The sequence below is a fragment of the Maribacter sp. genome (assembly GCF_049667165.1).
GTDB lineage: Bacteria > Bacteroidota > Bacteroidia > Flavobacteriales > Flavobacteriaceae > Maribacter_A.
Map to the genome: position 1 here is coordinate 1 of NZ_JBATHS010000087.1, position 21,188 is coordinate 21,188.

Below are 21,188 nucleotides of genomic sequence, written 5' to 3' on the forward strand. Positions count from 1 at the left end.
AAACCTATGATTTTGATAAGGATGGGAAATTGACCAAATCAGTAACCCGCTATAACGATACTGATTATGATGTGACCTATTATAAATATCGGGGCGGGGAGCTCATCGAAAGACGTTTTGAGAATTATAGAAACAGTATTTTTGAAAGTAGCACCTCGTATGCCAATTTTTATGAAATCGATACCATTCCGGTACGAAAGGTCACGGAAAAGATCATTTCGTACGACAAGGAATTTTTAGACCGATATGAATATGTATACAACGCCGATAATATCCTGGTGAAAATCATTAGGACCAATAACGATGGCAATGATGAGACCTTGATCGAATATACCGATTATAAGGGGGAGCAGACCCAGACCAATTCGTTGAACGGGACCCTTCTTAAATCGGTACGTAAATCAACCAGAATAGGTAAGGATAAAAAACAACAGAGCGTGGTTTTGACCAAAAAGTTTTTGGACGGGGAACCTAATTCTGCCTCGGAGCAGGTGTTCGAACCAAATGGAAAACTACGATCTGAGACTAAATTCGTTCACGACCCCGAAAAGAATCAGTTCGTTCCCAATGAAATCAATACTTATGAATATGATGAAAAGGGGATGCTGGTCAAATCCACTTCAAAATCAGGGAAGGATGTTAGTGTAAAAGAGTTCATTTATCAGTACGACAACGGGGAAGATGGCAATTGGATCAAAGAGATCGTTACACCTGAAAATAGTTATACTACTCGTAAAATTGTGTACTACGAAGTCCCTGAGGAAGCGACAGAACAAGAATAATTACGTTTTGGGTTCCAATAAATCCCAAAGATTTCCATAAAGATCCTGAAAAACGGCCACAGTGCCATAAATCTCCTGTCGAGGGGCTTCATTGAATAGAACCCCTTTGGCCTTCATACGGTCGTAATCCCTCCAGAAATCATTGGTATGGAGAAATAGAAATACGCGCCCGCCGGTTTGGTCGCCAATACATTTCTTTTGTGTTTCCGAAACGGCCTTGGCCAATAATAATGCAGTACCTTTTGAATCCTTCGGTGAAACCAATACCCATCTTTTATTATCATCCAATGGGGTATCTTCAAGGAGGTTAAAACCTAGTTATTGTGTATAGAGTTGGATAGCTTCATCATAGTCCTTTACGACTAGGGTTACGTATGCGATCAATTGGTTCATAGCAATTTTCTTATGGCGTGTTTTCGGTTAGCCATTCTTCTTTCAAAATACCATAACAACAGGTATTACGCTTAAATCCATCCAAAAGATAAATGTTTTTTCGAAGTATGCCTTCAAGTACAGCCCCAAGTTTTTCGACCGCCTTTCGCGACCGTAGATTTCGTTCATCTATACGAAACTCGACCTTTTCAAAACGCATGGTTTCAAAAGCATGTCGCAGCATCAGGTCCTTCATTTGGGCATTGAGTCCCGACCCATGAAATTCCCTGCCAATCCACGTAGAACCAATTTCAAGTACCTTGTTTTGCCAATCTATATGCATGTACCGTGTGCATCCCGCATACAATTGGGTTCCTTTATCCAAAATGATAAAGGGAATACTGGTTTTTCTTTCTTTCTGGTCCAAGGCGGTTTCAACATACCTTTTCAGGGCTGCTGGGGTCTCGATATCGGAAGGGGAATAGTGCACCAACTTTTCTTGTGAAGCAATGGGGAGAAGATGATGGTGGTTTTCAATTGTTAAAGGGGACAATAATACATAGTCATTTTCCAAAGTGATCGAGAGGTCATTCATCATGGGTAAACTACAATTTACAAGGATTTGTATTCACTTTTGGTCATCCGATATTGTATCAGGGACACATACATATTGTCCTCAACAGTATGACCTCTTTTAATATCGTGGTCTTTGAATTCAGCTTCTTTGACCATGCCATTTTTTATCATCACCCTACCTGAAGCTACATTGGAGGTTAGATAAACAGCGAAAATTTTATTGAGGTTGAGGTTTTCGAATCCGAATTTAAGTATAGCCTTCACAGCTTCCGTAGTTAACCCCATGTTCCAATAATCTTCGGCCAGCCAATACCCTAATTCTGCCCGGTTGTTTTCTAGGTCAATTGTAAGTCCTATACCTCCAATAAACGATAAAGTATCACAAAACCGAATGGCGAACATGTAATTGTCTTTGGCTTTAAAACCACTATTGGCCATGTTAATCCAAGCTATGGCATCTTCTTCATAATAGGGGTGGGGCATGCTTCGCGTATTCTCCACGATCTTAATATTCCCTGCGTATGCGACAATATTAGGAATATCCGAAAGTTTGATTTGATCTACAATCAGGCGTTCGGTTGTAAGTTTTGGAAACTGATCCATGTTAAAGAAATTGATGTAAGAGTTCTTTTTTTAGTTCATGACGTCCTTCGAAAATAATCTGTTTTGCCCTTCCGTGAAACAATAATTCCATTTTTTCCGATTCTTGCCTTAATCGTTCCGCATTCATATACTCATCCTGATCGCCGACCAGCGCTGTGATCCTGGTGCTATTGCTCACTAAAAACTCAAAATCCGCTGCCACGAGCTCCCTGGGAATGCCACCGGCGTACAAAACCAAATGGTCACATTTTAATTGACTTTTTGCCACCCAACGCGTTGCGATGGATACGCCTTGGGAATAGCCAAAAATAATGAGGTGAAGATGCGCCGGTATATTTTCATGGGCGAATACCGCATCTACATAAGCCATTACATTTTCGGCATCTGCCTGGGTGGTTTCCTTAGTCAACCAACTTGCCCCAACATGGCGGTATTCGTTGTTCAGATAATATTTTGAAGGGGCTTGTGGGGCAATGATATAATTTTCCTCCCCGGGTAAATCCTTGAAATAGTTTAAAAAGTACCTGCTTAAATACCCAATTCCATGAAAGACCATCCATACATTTTTGGTCTTTGCCGTTAAACGGTTGAGCGTTGCATACGAATTCGATGTTTGGTAGGTTACCTGTTTTTCAGATGGCGCCATGGGAAATCATTTATTCAGTGCGATGTTCTTGCTTAAGTTATGCTTAATTTTACAAAAAATTATGTAATGGACGAATACAAAGATAAGATCCTTGGTGTTTGCAACGAGTCATCGAAGGATACCCTAATGGAGACCTTGGACATCGAATATGTAGACCTAGGGAAAGATTTTTTGGTGGGTAAAATGCCGGTAACCCCGAAGGTACATCAACCCGATGGTGTTTTGCATGGTGGGGCAATGGTAGCATTGGCCGAGAGTGTGGGCAGTATGGCGTCCTATATTTTTTTGGATGCACAAAAGTTCTTTGTTCGGGGTATTGAAATAGCCGCCAATCATGTCAAAAGTGTAAAATCGGGGGAGGTTTTCGCCAAAGCAACCCTTTTGCATAAGGGCAGAACGACCCAACTTTGGGATATCAAGATAACCGATGGTGATGGGCATCTTGTATCTGTGTGTAAATTGACCACTATTGCCCTACCAAAAAAGTAATATGGTGCTTGAAGTATTGAGAAAGGTAGAGGCACATCTTGCATCGGAGCTGCCATTTGTGCTTTACAGAAAACCTAGATCAAAGGTACTGCAGGCCATTTTGCAAAAAGATGATCAACTGCATTTCACCCATGATTTTTCGGAAGAGGGATTCGTTTTCGCCCCATTTGATCCCCATGGACCTGTTGTTTTATTGTCTTTGCAGGAACGGCTAGAGGCCGCTATCGAAGAAACCATAAAACCGGGTTTAAGGCCATTAACCCAGCCTGTTGAACACACTGACGACAAGGAACGTCACTTGAAACTAGTCGAGGAAAGCGTGCGGCAAATAGGGCAAGGGCATTTGGATAAAGTCGTTATTTCAAGAAAATTGGAGGTAGGTTGTTCAAGTCCTCCTTTAGTATTGTTTCAACGTTTAGTGGCCAACTATGATTCCGCCCTCTGTTATTTATGGTACCATCCCAAGGTAGGCATGTGGTTAGGGGCAACGCCCGAGATATTGCTGCGAACAGCCAATAACAAACTAACGACCATGTCTTTAGCGGGTACCCGGGCTTTTATTGAAGGAGAACCTCCATTATGGGGTCGGAAGGAGTTGAAAGAACAGCAAATGGTTACCGATTACATCGCCAATGCTTTGCGGCAAGAAGTGACCCACATGACCATTGGGGATGTTGAGTCGGTTCGGGCGGGCCAGTTATGGCACTTACGCACAAGGATTACCGCGGTATTCAACAAAAATCTACCGAATATTATCAGAGCACTGCATCCTACACCGGCAGTTTGTGGCCTTCCTTTACAAACGGCCCAAAAGTTCATTTTGGAGCATGAGCCCTATAATCGGGAATATTATACGGGCTTCTTGGGCGAATTGAACATACGGCAAGAGACTTTCCGTGCCAAAGGGGAAAGAAATCAGGAAAACAAATCGTACAGGTCACTAAGAAAGGCAACAGAACTCTATGTAAATCTGCGATGTATGAAATTGGTCGATGATAAGGCAACGCTTTTTGTCGGTGGGGGAATTACCAAAGATTCCGTTCCCGAGGATGAATGGCAGGAAACCATTGAAAAAAGCACTACGATGTTGCGTGTTCTACTACCTTAACCGAATTTATAGGAACATTGGGTTAAGAACATTGGACGTTGTATTTTTGTTTCGATGAACTATTCGAGCATACCGGTGGCCCAAACTGTGGTCCTGCATTGTAAAGCCAAAGGCATACGTGATATTGTCATATCCCCAGGTTCTAGAAATGCCCCTTTGACCCTGGGATTTACCGAAGATCCCTATTTTAAATGTTATAGCATTGTTGATGAGCGTTGTGCGGCCTTCTTTGCATTGGGTATGGCGCAACAATTACGACGACCCGTGGTGGCCCTGTGTACTTCAGGTAGTGCCTTATTGAATTATTATCCTGCGGTGGCTGAGGCCTTTTATAGTATGATACCTTTAGTGGTGCTATCTGCTGATAGACCTTTTTACAAAATTGATGTAGGGGATGGGCAGACCATTCGTCAAGACTATGTTTTTGAAAGACACATCGGCTATTCGGCCAATTTGAGACAAGATGTTTCCCATGCCACGGAAAAGGTTAAGAAATACGCCCCTCAAAGCATCAAAGGTGCAGTGAATGAAATTCAAGCGGCGATTCAATCCTATAATGACGATGCGCTGAACAAGGCCCTTAATTTGGCCATTGACCGTAAACTTCCGGTACATATCAATGTGCCATTTGAAGAACCGTTATATGCCAAAGTGCCTGAACTTGCCGTGCATCCACATATTAAGGAAAGCAAACGGCCCACAACCCATCTTCCTGAATGGAATGCTTTTTCGGAAAACTGGAATACGGCCAAACGAAAAATGATATTGGTAGGGGTGAATTATCCGAATTCCGTGGAACAGCGGTTTTTGGATATGTTGGCCCAGGACCCCTCGGTCATCGTATTCACGGAAACCACTTCGAACCTTCACCATCCCAAATTTTTCCCAAGCATAGACAGTATTATTGCCCCTATCGAAAAATCGGCGCATCGGGAACAACTGTTCGAAACCCTGCAACCACAGATCCTGATCACCTTTGGGGGATTGGTGGTTTCAAAAAAGGTAAAGGCGTTTCTAAGGGAATATAAACCGGAACACCATTGGCATATAGATGAACTCAGGGCCAATGATACATTTTTCGCCCTGTCGCATCATTTCAAGACCACAGTCAACGACTTCTTCACTAATTTCTTGCCACAGGTCAACTGCGTTGAAAGTGACTATGCACATTTCTGGAACGGTATAAAATCAGAATACGAGGCCAAAAGAGAGACCTATCTCCAAAACATCCCGTATTCTGACCTACTGGTTTTCAAACATATTTTCGATAACGTGCCTGAGGGTATTCAGATGCAAATGGCCAATAGTTCAACCATTCGGTATGCCCAATTGTTCGATGGAAAACCCTCGGTAGCTGTTTTTTGCAATCGGGGCACGAGTGGTATCGATGGGAGTGTTTCCACGGCTATTGGTGCCGCCATCGCCAATGGAAAACAGACCGTTCTTATTACTGGGGATTTAGGGTTTTTCTATGATAGCAATGGATTATGGAACAAATATATGAAACCAAATTTCAGGATTATCCTTGTCAATAATCATGGGGGCGGTATTTTCAGGATTCTTCCCGGGTTGGAGGAGTCCGATGACTATGCCACTTATTTTGAGACGACGCATAACTTAAATGCCGAACATTTATGCAGGATGTATGGCCTTGAATATTGTTCGGTAAGCGATGAGAATTCGTTGAGGAAGGAGCTCGGTGAATTCTTCGGAAGTTCGATTCTACCCAAACTCATGGAGATAAGTACCCCTAGAAGATTGAACAATAAAATTTTGATGGGTTACTTTGATTTTATATCTTCGGGTATTATTAATCATATTCTATAAGAACACTAGCTATTATGAGTAAAAGAGACGATTTAATCAAAAAGTACGCCGATGACATTAAGGATAAATTCGGTGAATCAGCAAACATGGATCTATTGACCAAGGTAACTATTGGTTTAGGACCTTCTATTTACAACCTTGACGCTTCCAAAGTTTCAGGTGGGGACGATAAGGAATTAGAGACGGTTAAGAACAATTATCTAATCAAGAAATTGGGAATGAGCGATAGCCCAAAACTGATGGACGGAATCAAGGCCGTTATGGATAAATATGGTTCATCCAATAAGAACAAACATAGGGCGGTAGTTTACTACATGCTTTGTAAGCATTTCAAAAAAGAATCAGTTTACAAATAGTAAGTTAGATACCAGCATTTTAAAACCGCTCTTTTTAAGGGCGGTTTTTTTATGGCCACACTTTTAAATCTTACTTTTGCAATATGATAGCATTAGGCACATACAATACACTTGAAATTTTACGGCATACGAGTGTGGGTCTTTTTTTAGGCGATGATGAGGGCAATGATATTTTATTGCCCAACAAGTACGTTCCCGAACACTACGAAATCGGAGAACCATTGACGGTTTTTTGTTACTTGGACCATTCTGAAAGACCCGTAGCCACCAATTTGGAACCGGAAATATTGATCAATGAGTTTCAATTGCTCAAGGTGGTCGAAGTGAATGAATTCGGTGCGTTTATGGCTTGGGGATTGGAAAAACACCTCCTAGTGCCATTTCGGGAACAACGCTCTAAAATGCAGGAAGGCAATTGGTATGTGGTTTATTGTTATTTGGACGAGCAAAGCAACCGTTTGGTAGCCTCGAACAAGATAGATAAGTTTTTGAGCAATGAAACGTTATCGGTTAAAGAAGGAGAAGTAGTTGATTTGGTGATTTCAAGGAAAACCGACTTGGGATATGAAGCGATTATCAACAACCGCCATAAAGGGTTGGTTTATGCCAATGAAATTTTCAAACACATAGCCATCGGGGACAATACCAAAGGTGTTATTAAAAAAATAAGGCCCGACAATAAAATTGACATTTCCTTGCAACCCTTGGGTGAAAAAATATTGGAACCGGCAGCCCATAAAATTTATGAACAACTCATGGCGCATGGGGGTTTCTTGGGGTTACATGACAAATCAGATCCAGAATTGATCAAGGACGAGCTACAAATGAGCAAAAAAGCTTTTAAGAAGGGAATAGGTACGTTATACAAAGCGAGAAAGATTGAGATAAAGGAAGACGGAATTTATGCCATAGGTACATGAATTTAACCTGAATCTGTTCAAATTAGGTGCTTTAAATGATTAGATATCAAGCTTGTATCGTTAAATTACATCGTTAATTATGATAATAACAACGAAAAATCCTATTTTTACAACTTTTAAAGCATTAATACGAAAATCATTGAACATTTTTGGTTACCTTTAACCGATTAGACCCCTAAAAACCTATTGTCACATGCCATTTATTGAAGAAAGCGATTTGCTCGAATTGCACAAGGATATAGACAAGGCGCAAATTATAAATGAACGTCTTTTAGATCAAATTAAAATAAAGAACAAAGAGCTGAAAAAAAGCAAGGTGCAACGTAACCTTTTAGCTGTGGTTACCGGTTTGTTCCTTATAGGAACTTTTGGCATTACTACATATACGGCTGGTTTGAGTACCTCGAACAGTTTGGAAAACAGAAACAATCTTTTGGTTTCGATCGATAGCCTTGAGGCACATAAGGCACGGATCGATAATCTAAGGCGACAAAACGAGGAATTGAGCTTGGTGAAAGAGTTTTATTTGGCGAAGAGTTTTTTGGATAAGGAAAAGATATATTCCGTTCAGATAAAATCTTTTGTAGACAATAACGTTACCTTGGCTTCTGAAGCGCTGACCAATACACTCTTTGTGAAGACCAATCCCTTTTATTCGTATTCCTTGGGTAATTTTGAAACCTTGCAGGAAGCGCAAAAATTCAGAAAGCAATTGGTCGATTTAGGGTTCAATGATGCCTTTGTCGCATCGTACAAAGAAGGGAAACGCATACAAATAGAAGACCCGTACTAGATTGCCGAAAATAGCCCCCTGGGTCAACGCAGCCCGTTTAAGAACGCTTCCTCTTTCGATATCAGGGATTTTGGTGGGAACTGCACTGGCTAATTTTCAGGGCAGTAGCAACATCACCCTATTTATCCTAGCCCTCTGTACGGCCATAGGATTTCAGATTACATCGAATTTCGCCAATGATTATGGCGATGGGGTAAAAGGCACCGATAATGATGACCGTATTGGGCCCAAGAGGGTTCTTCAAAGTGGGTTGTTGACGCGAAAAACATTAAAAAGGGGAATCGTTATTTCCATACTGATCAATATCATATTGGTCGTCACAGTGGTTTTTATCGCTTTTGATACGCAGGATATGGGGTATATCCTTCTTTTTATGGTCTTGGGCGGCTTTAGTATATGGGCGGCGATTACCTATACTATTGGAAATTCAGCATATGGCTATCGGGGATTGGGAGACCTATTCGTTTTTCTTTTCTTTGGATTGTTAGCTGTCCTGGGAACACTCTTTCTTTACACCAAAGATATTACCTGGGCAGCGGTACTTCCCGCCATCGCCATAGGAGCACTGAGTACGGGGGTACTTAATTTGAACAATCTCAGGGACCATGAATCGGATAGGGATTCAAACAAAAGAACCTTGGTGGTACTTATGGGCTATGCCAGAGGCCTCCAATACCAAACAATATTGATTTCTATAGGACTGTTGAGTCTCTTGGTTTATATTATTTTAGAGTTCAAATGCTATTTCCAGCTCCTTCCTTTAGTTGTTTTTATACCGATATTGCTACAACTCGATAGGGTACGAAAAACCCGAACCCCTTCGTTGTTGGACCCAGAACTTAAGATTTTGGCAATCAGTACCTTTGTGCTATCGCTCTTGTTTTACTTGGGTAATAATATTTTTTGTAATTTTGATATATAACTAACTTACTAAACAACAATTACCTTGGAACAACCCATAAGAATATTGATCGTTGAGGATAATGTGATTATTGCCGATGATATGCAATCGATGCTTGAGGAAATTGGCTATGAGATTGTTGACAATGTCATCGTATACGAGCAAGCTGAAAAAGTTTTGAAAACGGAACAGGTTGACCTTGTTCTAATTGATATAATTTTAGCTTCTGATAAGACGGGAATCGATTTAGGAAAGCATATTCGTGAGAATTATGATATTCCTTTCATTTTTGTCACTTCCAACTCGGACAGGGCTACTGTTGAAAATGCAAAAACGGTAAAACCCAATGGGTATCTGGTAAAACCGTTCGAACAGCAGGATCTATATACCTCCATTGAAATTGCACTTTCGAACTTTACGTATGGCACCAATAAGGCCGCTGCTTCCAATGATAATATGGGAGATGATGATGTGCCTATGTCCAATTCCGTACTTAAGGATTCCATATTTGTAAAAAAACAACATTTATATTATAGGATCCAATTTGGGGATATACAATTCATAAAGGCCGATAATGTCTATTTGGAAGTAAATACGGTCGACAAGAAATTCCTGGTACGTTCACCCTTGAAAGACTATCTGGAAAAGTTGCCCAAGAAAAAATTCTACAGGGCCCATAAATCCTACATTGTGAATGTAGATCATATCGATGCCATTAATTCCAAGGATATAATGATCAATAACAACCTGATTCCTATTTCCAAGGAATTTAAGGAGTTCATTATCTCTGCAATGAATTCCTAGGAGAAAAAACGAAAAATGATATAACAAAAAAAGAGATGCATATGGCACCTCTTTTTTTGTTATATCAATCTTTTATATGCTTACCACAAGAATCTCATACTTCACAACATTTAGTTTTTGACCTTCGGTATTCCCCATATATTAGACCTGTGATGCGAATCAAGGTATTGCAAACAAGATTCAACTATTAATTTTTTCATTTTCATATAGTGTTCTCGAAGAAAGGCCATGTTCTAAAAACAGGGCCTTTTTTAGTGGTTTATTTTGCCCTTTTGATTCAATGGACCCTGAATTGCCGAAATTTTAACCTTCCTACACCGATCCTATGAAGTGCATGAAAAATACGATGAAATGCATGCAATTTCGGCACTTGATCATTTCACAACAAAAATAGGGGGTTACACAACATTATTGTACATCCAATGATCTTATAAATTAAGTTTGTTAACCCAAATCCTACCATTTACTTACCCCTGATGATATGCTTATCAAAAGCAGGTCTAGTTATGTCTTTTAAGAAATGGATACCGCGGGTAAAATGCTCCCAAGTAACATATTCATTCTAAGAAAAAAAGGAATAAATTAAGGAAACGAGAACAATCACTGTTGTAAAATTTCGTTCTATCGATATCAATTTCCGATTAGTAAGGAATTGTGTTTACAACAAAAATTTAATGAAACCAGCTATTACCAGTAAGTTTGGTTTTTACTTATGTATGAAAAAATTGCTTGGCAAATTATTGATCTTTAGCATGCTATGCATGTTTATCGGTGTAAAAGCACTGGCACAGGACTCTGTTCCACTAGTCGATGATGTTTATCTGAATTTCAAGAACCAGAGCCAGCCCAAGGAAAGATTTTCCTATTTCTTCGGTTCTGCGAATAGGTATAAACAAAATTCCGCCTATGATTGGCTCGATGTGGTGAACCAATATTTGAATGAGGCCATAAAAACAAAGGATTCTTCCGCAATACAGCATTATATGCTCATGCAATCCCAGGTATATTATGATTTGGGGGATTATGATAAAAGTTTGGCCATATCAACCGAACTATATGAAACCAAGGATAAGTTGAACTTGGATTTCAAGTCCAAATTATTGGGATTGATGGACAGTACATACTCCCAATTGGCACTTTATGCCGAGCAGATCGACATTCGTAAAGAAAAGAAGGACCTGGGCCTTACGGATGATATCGCATTCTACGATATCTATTCCAACTTAGGGTTGCATCGAAAGGCAATGAAGGACTACATCATTGAAGTACGGAAAACGTTTCCAGATGATGATGAGTTCAGTCTGGCTAAATACCATAATAATATTGGGAATTACTTGCGTTTGGACAATTCACCCTCCGTTGCACTCAACAAATACAAGGAGGCCAAGGGACATTTAACCGTGTTTTTGAACAATATTACCGTCGCCAAGACCGAAAATGAATTGATCAGTGCCAACAGTCTTATGGGGGTCATTGATGGGAATATCGGGAAGTGTCACTCCCAACTTGGTGATTATGAGATCGCCATTCCTTTTTTGGAGTCGGGTATACAGCAAATTTCGGAAAATAGTAAAGGGCAATATTCTGAGGATATCGTTGAAAACACTTTGGAAATAGCCAATTGTTATCTTCGATTGGAGAACTATGAAAAAGCCGTAGAGTATCTAAGCTCAGATTTGAACCTGACCAAAACGCAACATATTCTCAAAAGAAATCGTTTGTTATCCTCTTATTATGACAAGACGGGTGATTATCAAAATTCCGCAGCTTATTTGAAACGTAATATGCGTATCAGGGACTCCATAGACGTCAATGAATCGGAACTCCGGACCCAACAATTGGCTACGGTCATGGGCAGGGACCTGGCCAATACCCAAGCCATGTTCGAGGAACAAAAGAAGAATTTAGAACTACAACGTTTGGAAATGACGGCCCAGGACGAAAAGATCAACCTGGTGTTCATATCCCTCGTATTCACACTCTTGGGGTTCGCAGGTCTGGTATACGCCTATTTAAAAAGTATTAAAAACCAGCGGCTGATAGCCGAGCAAAAACATATCATTGAGAATTCGCTTATCGAAAAGGATTCCCTGTTGAAAGAAATTCATCACAGGGTCAAGAACAATCTTCAGATGGTATCGAGTTTGTTGAGCCTACAGACAAAGAATACCCGCAGCAAGGCGGCTATTGAGGCTTTGGAAGAAGGTAAGAGCAGGGTGAAGGCCATGGCTTTGATCCATCAAAAACTATATCAGAACGATGATCTTTCGGTCATAGAGATGCAAGGTTATATAGAAAGTCTGATCAATAGCGTCCAATCGGTTTATAAAAAAGGAGGCCATAATATCAATATTACTATCGATGCCGAGGGGGTTGAATTGGATATTGACCGGGCCATACCCTTTGGTTTGATGCTTAACGAACTGGTTTCAAATTCCTTCAAATACGCTTTTCCCCATGATGAGGAAAATGGTAAGATCTATATTCATATTCGAAAACAAAACGGTCAGGAAGGCTTCTTTGAATATACCGATAATGGCGTAGGTCTACCAGAGGATACCGATGAAAGAGCCCAGTCTTCGATGGGAATACGTCTAATGAATCGATTGGCCAATCAGTTACAGACCAATTTGAATGTGGATAGAACATCGGAAGGTGTCCGCTTTTGGTTTAATTTTAAATAGAGTTCTGTAACTTTGAAGTACTAAATACTTCAATAATGAAAATCACTTTTCTAGGTCATGCTTCACTTCTGATTGAAGCTGAAAATGCAGCAATTTTAGTTGATCCCTTTATTTCCGGAAATGAAAAAGCATCCGGAAAGATCGACATCAATGATTTACATCCCGATTATATTCTCGTAACCCATGCCCATCAAGACCATATTTTGGATGTTGAGGCCATAGCAAAGGCCAATGGAGCGGTGGTTGTCAGTAATTTTGAGATCGCCACCCATTATGAGGCGTTGGGCATTAAGGCCCATCCAATGAACCATGGCGGCAACTGGGAATTCGATTTCGGGAATCTTAAATATGTGAATGCCATTCATACTTCCTCATTCCCAGATGGATCTTATGGTGGTGTGCCTGGAGGATTTGTGCTTTCCACTGAAGGGAAACACCTCTATATTGCCGGGGATACCGCCTTGACAATGGATATGAAACTCATTCCTTTAACCACAGCATTGGACCTTGCCATATTACCTATCGGGGATAACTTTACCATGGGCATTGATGATGCTGTATTAGCTTCCAACTTCGTTGCATGTAATACCGTTTTAGGCTATCATTACGATACCTTTGGCTATATCGAAATCGACCATAAAATGGCCATGGACAAGTTCAGGAAAGCGGGTAAGAAATTGCATTTATTGAATATCGGGGCATCCTTAACTATTTGACCTGACTGCGGAGTACAACCCTATGCAATAGCTTGGGAAAGAAGCGCTTTAGATATACGCCTTTGGTCTCTCCTTGACCTATATAGGCCTCAAACTTTTTTTGTTCAATGGCCCGTAACATTTTTTTTGTAAAAACAGCTACGGGTAGCCCATTCTGGGTGGCGACATCATCGGTTTGTTGTTGGCTTCCGTCGGCAGTCAGGGCATTCTTGGCGATATTGGTTTGAACAAACCCCGGACAGATAAGGGTGACATCGATCCCATTCTTTTCATGTTCCATCCGTAAAACGTCAAAGAACCCATGAAGGGCATGTTTCGCCCCACAATAACCCGAACGATAGGGAGAACCGAATTTTCCCATTAAACTGGTCACCGTAACAAAATGCCCTTTGTTCATCTTGATGAAATAAGGCAAAAGGGCCTTGGTCAAGGCAATGGTGCCGAGATAATTGATATTGATCAGTTTTTTATAGACTTCAAATTTGGTGTTTATAATCAAGGAGCGCTGGCTAACTCCGGCATTGTTGATCAATATATCGATGGTATTGAAAAACGAGAGCGCTGTGGCTACTTTCTGGTCCATCACCTTGAAATCCCCTAAATCTAAAGGCAAAATCTGTATATGCTCCTTCTGCTCACAATTCTCCCTCACCCGTTGTAAGGCGACTTCATTTCTTGCTGAGATGATCAGCTTGCAGTTTTTCTTTACCAAAGCGTATACCAATGCCTCCCCGATCCCAGAGGATGCTCCTGTAATCCAAATCACTTTATTCTCAATACGATGCATTTATTTGGTTTTTAGACCTAAAATATAATTAAATTTGGCGGCAACCCACGAAACCAACAAGATTAAAAAAATCATCCATTAGTAAGGGGTATGATCAGCAAAATAGCATCAAGGGCTATTTGATTATTGGCAAAGAACTAAAAACAAAAGATGAAGGCCACATTCAAGATATATACCTTGGATTTTAGACGACCAAGCGGTACATCGCGCGGAGTCCTAACCCAAAAGGAAACCTGGTTTCTGATTTTAGAACATGAAGGTCATCGGGGTATAGGGGAATGTGGTATGTTCAAAGGACTCAGTATGGATGATGTTCCGGAATATGAGGCAACGCTTCAGTGGGTATGTGATTCTATCGAAAAGGGAAAGACCTATTTATGGAATGCATTGCGAGCATTCCCAAGCATTCAATTTGGACTCGAGCAAGCCTTTCTATCCCTGGAAGCTGAGGATCCCTATGAATTGTTTCCTTCGGAATTCACAAATAACGAAGCTCCGATCCCTATTAACGGACTCATCTGGATGGGGGATAAGGGGTATATGTTGGAACAGATACATCAAAAATTGGAAGCGGGGTTCCGTTGTCTTAAAATGAAGATCGGTGCTATTGATTTTAAGTCCGAAATAGCATTATTGGATGCCATTCGAAACGAGTATGGCCCAAAACGGATAGAACTGCGGGTCGATGCGAATGGGGCCTTTAAACCAAGCGAAGCTTTGAAAAAACTTACAGAATTGTCAGTTTTTAAATTGCATTCCATAGAACAGCCCATTCGGCAAGGAAACGTGGGTGAAATGAAATCCTTATGTGAAAAATCCCCCATACCGATAGCCTTGGATGAAGAATTGATCGGTGTTATCGATACCGTTGATAAGGAAGCCCTATTGGAAAATATACGCCCGCAATATATTATTCTAAAGCCAACCTTGGTGGGAGGATACAAGGGGAGTGAAGAATGGATTGAAATCGCTGACCGCTTGAAAATCGATTGGTGGATTACCAGTGCCTTGGAGAGCAATATCGGTTTGAATGCCATCGCGCAATGGTCGTATACCTTGAACAATACCATGCCTCAGGGACTGGGAACCGGGGGACTTTATACGAATAATTTCGAATGTCCACTACAAGTTAAAAATGGATATATTTATAGCCGAAACGATACAGGTTGGCCACCAGATTTAATTGAGCGATTATGTTTATAGAACAAGGATACCAAGGTAAGATCGGATTGTGGAAATATTGGGTTCCTATTCTGGGTTTTTCAGCCCTTATGATAGTGAATTACGTCATGACCATAAATTCACCTATGGATGTTGACGTAATGATGAAGCAGGTTATCGACAAGATAGGGCTTAACGCATTTTTTATCTTGGCGATCGGCCCCTTGGTAGCGGGTTTTTTTGTTATTCTCGGATGGGTGTATCTAGTTCACGGACAATCAATTACCTCCTTGACTACCTCCCGGAAAAAAGTGGATTGGAAACGCATAGTATTCGCCTTTTTACTTTGGGGCGGTATTACCACCCTAATGATGCTGGTAGATATTATGATGTCACCCGATGATTATGTCTTTAACTTTAAACCTGTCCCTTTCATCATTTTAATGGTAATGGCGATTGTATTGGTTCCCCTACAGACCAGTTTTGAGGAGTATATGTTTAGAGGTCACCTGATGCAGGGTCTGGGTATTATGGCCAAGAATAGATGGGTGCCTTTGGTGGTCACCTCTGTTCTTTTTGGGGTTATGCATGCGGCTAATCCCGAAGTGGGAAAAATTGGATATGGGATCATGGTTTTTTATATCGGCACGGGTTTCTTTTTGGGAATTTTGACCCTTATGGATGAAGGACTCGAATTGGCCCTAGGTTTTCATGCCGCGAATAACCTAACGGCTGCCTTGCTGGTCACGGCCGACTGGACGGCCTTTCAGACCAATTCCATATATAAGGATGTGTCCCAACCTACCTTGGGCTGGGATATTTTTATTCCGGTGTTGATCATTTACCCCATACTTTTATTGATTTTTTCAAAAAAATATGGATGGTCTAACTGGAAGGAACGATTGACGGGAAAAGTAATGGACAAGGAAGTTTATTTGGCGCAGCGTACTGATGGATCGAACGTATAGAAGCATACATCCCAGATTTAAATTGAATGGGATTTCAATGGGTTACCGTGATTTGGATGAGGTGAGTTACAGCCTGATCAAGGAAGGTGAACCCTTTCAACAGGTATTGGGTGAATTTTTGTTGGATTGGATTGACAAAGAAACCTATATCTCCGTAAAAACCTCTGGTTCAACAGGAACACCAAAAAACATACGGTTAGAAAAACAACACATGGTCAATTCAGCCCTGGCGACGGGTGCTTTTTTTGACCTTTACCCTGGGAATATCGCCTTACTTTGCCTACCCGGAGACTACATAGCCGGTAAAATGATGCTTGTCAGGGCGATGATTCTTGGATTGGAACTGGATTGGATTGCACCTTCGTTAACCCCTTTGCGTTCCCTTGAGACCTGCTACCATTTTTGTGCTATGGTGCCCGTGCAATTGGAAAATTCACTAGATCAGATCGATCATATCAAAACCTTGATTGTGGGAGGAGGCCCTACGTCCGAAAACCTAAAAGCACAGGTTCAGGATAAAAAAACCGATATTTTTGAAACCTATGGAATGACCGAGACCATTTCCCATATTGCCATACGAAAAGTGAACCATGGTGCTACGGACTATTTTGAAACCCTTCCCAATGTGAAAGTGCACACGGATGAAAGAAATTGTCTCGTAATCAATGCCCCAGATTTGAGCGAAGCACCGATCGGCACCAATGATATGGTAGCGCTGTTATCCGAGCGACGGTTCAAGTGGTTAGGCAGGTACGACAATGTGATCAATTCTGGGGGAATTAAATTGATTCCTGAACAAATTGAGGGTAAGCTGGCCACTGTGGTAAAGCAACGATTTTTTGTCGCCGGAATACCGGATAAACCCTTGGGGGAACGATTGGCACTTTTCGTTGAAACCCCACATAAGGATGATGGACTTCAAGAAAGAATAGGGGCCTTGAAGAACCTTGAAAAGTTCGAAGTCCCAAAAGACATTGTTTATATGGAACGGTTTGTCGAAACCGAAAATGGGAAGATTTCAAGGCCAAAGACCCTCCAAAAATTTTTCAATGGGAAAGATAATTCACCAAACCATTAATTCGTATCTAAAGCTTTGAAGCAGGATTGATTAACATGCAGTTTTGCCCGGCCTACCCAGCATGCCTATGATTTAAGGTCGAGCAGATAGAAAACTGGAATTTTCGGTATATTATCGGTATATTATATGTGAAATGGGATTTAGTACGAAAGCCCTTTGAAACACCTAGGATTAGGCTCGATTTTTGTTGTTAAAAGAAACAAAACCACCGATATGATGAAAGCGTTTTATTTTCTTTTCTTTTCTTTTTTACTTTTTGAGGTGCATGCCCAAATGGACGTTTCGCAGATAAGCGGAGTGGTTACCCAAAACGGTTATCCCGTAAGCAGTGCAAGTATTACCGTAAAAGGTTCAGCGGAGGGAATATATACCAATGAAAAGGGAGTCTATCGCATTTCAGCAAAACCTGGTGATGTGTTGGTGTTTCAGCATTTAAGTTTACAAACGGTGGAAGTACTACTAGAGGATGTAACCAAAACCTTGAACATTGCAATGAAGCCAGTGGAAGTGCAACTGGAGGAGGTTGTGGTTAAAAAGAACATTAGGAAAAAGGCCATTGAGAGAGAAATTGAATTTGATACGAACATGGATTTGATACGGACAAATCTTGGTATTTTGGATACCCGTAAATCCGGTCTTTCCATACATATGATCAATGGGGAAGATCTTAATAAGGGCGCACCTTCATTTTTGGAGGCTATGCGGGGCAAATTCATTGGCAATATTACGTACCAAGGCACCATATTTGATGAGGAACATACGAGCGTGTTTTTAAGGACTACCACTTCATTATCAAAAGGGCAAAAGGCAGCGATTTATGATGTTGATGGTGTAATTATGTATTCGCCACCTTTGTTCTTGACGATACAGGAAATTGATCGGATAGCGGTTATTCGTGGTATCGGAGCCTCGGGAAGATACGGTCGCAGGGGGCATGGAGGGGTCATTGTGATCAACACTAAACGGGGCAAATACAAAAATCCTAAATTGACACAAAGCTTCAAAGATTCCCTAAAACGAAGTCGAAAAAGGGCTGCGGAGGCATTTGCCACGTCGGATTGGAAAGCTGAAACCCCGGTCCAATTAAAGGATTTATACCAATGTAAAACCGAATTGGAAGCCCTACGGTTTTTTGAGAAAAAAAGAGATCATTTTTACCATGCCCCTTATGATGCCATTGAGGTGGGTAACTATTTTATCAATGAATGGAAAAACAAGGAAAAGGCAAATGAAATCTGGAATTCGGTCAAAAAAAGGAACTCTGACAATGCGGTATTATTAAAGGCTTTAGCCTATTCTTATGAAAAAAATGGGGAATTGACCGCTGCCATGCAAGTCTATCAGGCTGTAGCATCCATGAGACCGCTCTACGCCCAATCTTATAGGGATTTGGCCAAGATCAATGCGGAGCTAGGGAGAAACAAAAAGGCATTGAACCTATATGCGAAGCAGGTGTTGAATAGGGCAGGGGCTTTACAGAGCGGCATTGATTCCATCATCAATATAGAATCACACAATTTATTGGTACGTACAAAGATAATGGAGGTGTCGACTGAAGTAATCGATGTGGAACAGCTTCTTGGGTATTCCCCCATCCGTATAGTATTGGAATGGAACAATGGGGAAGCTGAATTTGAACTGCAGGGCATGAACCCGCCAAGTTATTATTCATGGAAGCATACCTACGAAAGCGACCCAGAACGAATTATGGATGAAAAGACACGTGGCTATTCCAGTAAACAATTCTATTTGAATCAAGAATTAGGGGGTAAATGGCGTTTCAACCTAAAATATTTGGGCAACAAGTCCTTTGAGCCTACGTATTTAAAGACGACCGTTTATTTTGATTATGGCAAGCCTTCCCAGCGAAAAGAGACGAAGGTATTCAGATTACAAAAGGAAAATATAAATAGGCATCTCATGACCATTGATCTGGACGCGAAGGCGGTCTCCAGTTAAACTTGTAATACCCCCATATTGAATTGTTTTTCAATAGGGGCATGGTTAGCGGCCTCAATCCCCAATGATATCCATTGACGGGTATCCAAGGGGTCGATAATAGCGTCGGTCCATAAGCGGGCAGCGGCATAGTACGGTGAGACCTGGTTGTCATAGCGTTCTTTGATCTTACCGTAAAGGGCTTCTTCCTTTTCTTTGGTGATGGTCTCTCCTTTTTTCTTTAACGATGCTTTTTCAATTTGCAACAAGACCTTGGCAGCGGAATTACCACTCATAACGGCCAGCTCCGCACTGGGCCAGGCCACGATCAACCTTGGGTCATAGGCCTTACCGCACATGGCATAATTGCCGGCACCGTAACTATTGCCGATAACTACGGTGAATTTTGGCACCACGGAATTACTCACGGCGTTCACCATCTTAGCACCATCCTTGATAATGCCCCCTTGTTCACTTTTGCTGCCTACCATAAAACCGGTGACATCCTGAAGAAATACCAAGGGAATTTTCTTTTGGTTGCAATTGGCAATAAAACGGGTTGCCTTATCTGACGAATCGGAGTAGATCACCCCTCCAAATTGCATTTCGCCCTTAGCGGTTTTAACCACTTTTCGTTGGTTGGCGACAATACCTACGGCCCATCCGTCAATACGGGCATACCCTGTTAGTATAGTTTTGCCATACCCTTCTTTGTATTCCTCGAATTCTGAATTATCGACCAATCGTTTGATAATTTCCCCCATATCGTATTGTTCGGTTCTAGAACCTGGAAGTATTCCATAAATATCCTGCACCTCCTCTTTAGGCTTTATAGGTTTAATACGATTGAAACCCGCCTTGTCGAAATCCCCGATCTTATCTACGATATTCTTGATTTTATCCAAGGCATCCTTATCGTCCTTGGCCTTATAATCGGTCACACCACTAATCTCACAATGCGTTGAAGCCCCTCCCAAGGCTTCGTTGTCGACTTCTTCCCCGATAGCCGCTTTGACCAAATAACTACCCGCCAAGAAAATGCTTCCGGTTTTATCGACGATCAATGCTTCATCGCTCATGATGGGTAGGTAGGCTCCCCCGGCGACACAGCTTCCCATGACCGCTGCTATTTGGGTGATGCCCCTACTGCTCATTATGGCATTGTTTCTGAAAATACGTCCAAAATGCTCCTTATCAGGAAAAATTTCATCCTGCATGGGGAGAAAAACGCCTGCACTATCGACCAAATAAATGATGGGTAATCTATTTTCCATGGCTATTTCCTGGGCACGGAGGTTTTTCTTTGCGGTAATCGGAAACCATGCCCCGGCCTTGACCGTGGCATCATTGGCAACAACAATGCATTGTTTGCCCTTTATATGCCCAATTTTCACAACCACCCCCCCTGAAGGGCAACCTCCATGTTCTGTATACATGCCATCTCCTGCCAATGCACCGATTTCCAAACTGTTCGCATCATCATCAAGCAAGTAGGTAATACGTTCCCTAGCGGTCATCTTACCTTGTGTATGCTGTTTTTCGATACGGGATTTCCCACCCCCTAATTTTACTTGGGCTAGGCGCTTTATCAGTTGGGACAATTGCAACTTGTTCGAGTCTTCGTTTTTATTGAACTTGAGGTCCATATACTTTACGGTTTCTTATATTCAAGGTTAAAG

At 41.3% G+C, this 21,188-nt stretch carries 20 protein-coding genes and 1 pseudogene; 15 read left to right on the top strand and 6 right to left on the bottom strand.

The window, feature by feature from the left end:
- Positions 1-782 (top strand): hypothetical protein (locus tag WBM98_RS04770; protein WP_424364885.1); only part of this gene is annotated, 782 nt, incomplete at its 5' end.
- Here the strand turns inward: WBM98_RS04770 and WBM98_RS04775 are convergent.
- The 4 genes and pseudogenes from WBM98_RS04775 to WBM98_RS04790 form a co-directional block, all read right to left on the bottom strand.
- Positions 783-1,088, bottom strand: a pseudogene (locus tag WBM98_RS04775) (VOC family protein); the annotation flags it as partial.
- Positions 1,089-1,185: 97 nt separating this feature from the next.
- Positions 1,186-1,749 carry a GNAT family N-acetyltransferase gene (locus WBM98_RS04780; protein WP_424364919.1) on the bottom strand — a complete coding sequence of 188 codons (564 nt, stop codon included), beginning with the start codon at positions 1,747-1,749 and terminating at the stop codon, positions 1,186-1,188.
- 17 nt (positions 1,750-1,766) lie between these two features.
- The gene (locus WBM98_RS04785; protein WP_424364886.1) at positions 1,767-2,333 is read right to left on the bottom strand and encodes a GNAT family N-acetyltransferase; all 567 of its coding nucleotides are present in this window, start codon (positions 2,331-2,333) and stop codon (positions 1,767-1,769) included.
- A gap of 1 nt (position 2,334) precedes the next feature.
- Complete coding sequence (locus WBM98_RS04790; protein ID WP_424364887.1) at positions 2,335-2,979, bottom strand: alpha/beta hydrolase; 645 nt, start codon at positions 2,977-2,979, stop codon at positions 2,335-2,337.
- 66 nt (positions 2,980-3,045) lie between these two features.
- Between WBM98_RS04790 and WBM98_RS04795 the strand changes: the two genes are divergently transcribed.
- The 10 genes from WBM98_RS04795 to WBM98_RS04840 all read left to right on the top strand — a co-directional run bounded on the left by WBM98_RS04795 (position 3,046) and on the right by WBM98_RS04840 (position 13,577).
- On the top strand, positions 3,046-3,468 hold the full coding sequence (locus WBM98_RS04795) for a PaaI family thioesterase (protein WP_424364888.1): 423 nt from the start codon (positions 3,046-3,048) through the stop codon (positions 3,466-3,468).
- Between the two features lies 1 nt (position 3,469).
- The gene (locus WBM98_RS04800; protein ID WP_424364889.1) at positions 3,470-4,576 is read left to right on the top strand and encodes a chorismate-binding protein; all 1,107 of its coding nucleotides are present in this window, start codon (positions 3,470-3,472) and stop codon (positions 4,574-4,576) included.
- Between the two features lie 54 nt (positions 4,577-4,630).
- A complete protein-coding gene (gene menD, locus WBM98_RS04805; protein WP_424364890.1) occupies positions 4,631-6,403 on the top strand; it encodes a 2-succinyl-5-enolpyruvyl-6-hydroxy-3-cyclohexene-1-carboxylic-acid synthase in 1,773 nt (590 codons plus the stop codon).
- Positions 6,404-6,417: 14 nt separating this feature from the next.
- Complete coding sequence (locus tag WBM98_RS04810; protein WP_424364891.1) at positions 6,418-6,759, top strand: DUF2853 family protein; 342 nt, start codon at positions 6,418-6,420, stop codon at positions 6,757-6,759.
- Positions 6,760-6,842: 83 nt separating this feature from the next.
- Positions 6,843-7,679 (top strand): CvfB family protein, encoded by an 837-nt coding sequence (locus WBM98_RS04815; RefSeq protein WP_424364892.1) that lies wholly within the window; start codon positions 6,843-6,845, stop codon positions 7,677-7,679.
- A 193-nt stretch (positions 7,680-7,872) separates the two neighbouring features.
- Positions 7,873-8,472 carry an SPOR domain-containing protein gene (locus WBM98_RS04820; RefSeq protein WP_424364893.1) on the top strand — a complete coding sequence of 200 codons (600 nt, stop codon included), beginning with the start codon at positions 7,873-7,875 and terminating at the stop codon, positions 8,470-8,472.
- A 1-nt stretch (position 8,473) separates the two neighbouring features.
- The gene (menA, locus tag WBM98_RS04825) at positions 8,474-9,394 is read left to right on the top strand and encodes a 1,4-dihydroxy-2-naphthoate octaprenyltransferase (protein WP_424364894.1); all 921 of its coding nucleotides are present in this window, start codon (positions 8,474-8,476) and stop codon (positions 9,392-9,394) included.
- A gap of 24 nt (positions 9,395-9,418) precedes the next feature.
- Complete coding sequence (locus WBM98_RS04830) at positions 9,419-10,177, top strand: LytR/AlgR family response regulator transcription factor (protein WP_424364895.1); 759 nt, start codon at positions 9,419-9,421, stop codon at positions 10,175-10,177.
- Between the two features lie 716 nt (positions 10,178-10,893).
- The gene (locus tag WBM98_RS04835) at positions 10,894-12,861 is read left to right on the top strand and encodes a sensor histidine kinase (protein WP_424364896.1); all 1,968 of its coding nucleotides are present in this window, start codon (positions 10,894-10,896) and stop codon (positions 12,859-12,861) included.
- 35 nt (positions 12,862-12,896) lie between these two features.
- Positions 12,897-13,577, top strand: a complete 681-nt coding sequence (locus WBM98_RS04840) for a metal-dependent hydrolase (RefSeq protein ID WP_424364897.1) — start codon at positions 12,897-12,899, stop codon at positions 13,575-13,577.
- Here the strand turns inward: WBM98_RS04840 and WBM98_RS04845 are convergent.
- On the bottom strand, positions 13,570-14,364 hold the full coding sequence (locus WBM98_RS04845) for an SDR family oxidoreductase (protein WP_424364898.1): 795 nt from the start codon (positions 14,362-14,364) through the stop codon (positions 13,570-13,572). The two genes, WBM98_RS04840 and WBM98_RS04845, sit on opposite strands and share 8 nt — an antisense overlap.
- 150 nt (positions 14,365-14,514) lie before the next feature.
- Here WBM98_RS04845 and WBM98_RS04850 point away from each other — a divergent pair, with 150 nt between their 5' ends.
- The 4 genes from WBM98_RS04850 (at position 14,515) to WBM98_RS04865 (ending at position 19,530) form a co-directional block, all read left to right on the top strand.
- Entirely contained in the window at positions 14,515-15,567 is a 1,053-nt protein-coding gene (locus WBM98_RS04850) for an o-succinylbenzoate synthase (RefSeq protein WP_424364899.1), read from the top strand.
- Positions 15,558-16,493: a lysostaphin resistance A-like protein gene (locus WBM98_RS04855; protein ID WP_424364900.1), complete on the top strand. Its 936-nt coding sequence runs from the start codon at positions 15,558-15,560 to the stop codon at positions 16,491-16,493. The genes WBM98_RS04850 and WBM98_RS04855 overlap by 10 nt, the downstream gene beginning before the upstream one ends.
- A 37-nt stretch (positions 16,494-16,530) precedes the next feature.
- Positions 16,531-17,571, top strand: a complete 1,041-nt coding sequence (locus tag WBM98_RS04860; protein ID WP_424364901.1) for an AMP-binding protein — start codon at positions 16,531-16,533, stop codon at positions 17,569-17,571.
- A gap of 213 nt (positions 17,572-17,784) precedes the next feature.
- Positions 17,785-19,530, top strand: a complete 1,746-nt coding sequence (locus tag WBM98_RS04865) for a carboxypeptidase-like regulatory domain-containing protein (RefSeq protein ID WP_424364902.1) — start codon at positions 17,785-17,787, stop codon at positions 19,528-19,530.
- On the opposite strand, the gene WBM98_RS04870 is transcribed toward WBM98_RS04865, so the two are convergent.
- Positions 19,527-21,155: an acyl-CoA carboxylase subunit beta gene (locus WBM98_RS04870; RefSeq protein WP_424364903.1), complete on the bottom strand. Its 1,629-nt coding sequence runs from the start codon at positions 21,153-21,155 to the stop codon at positions 19,527-19,529. The genes WBM98_RS04865 and WBM98_RS04870 overlap by 4 nt on opposite strands.
- Between the last annotated feature and the right edge of the window lie 33 nt (positions 21,156-21,188).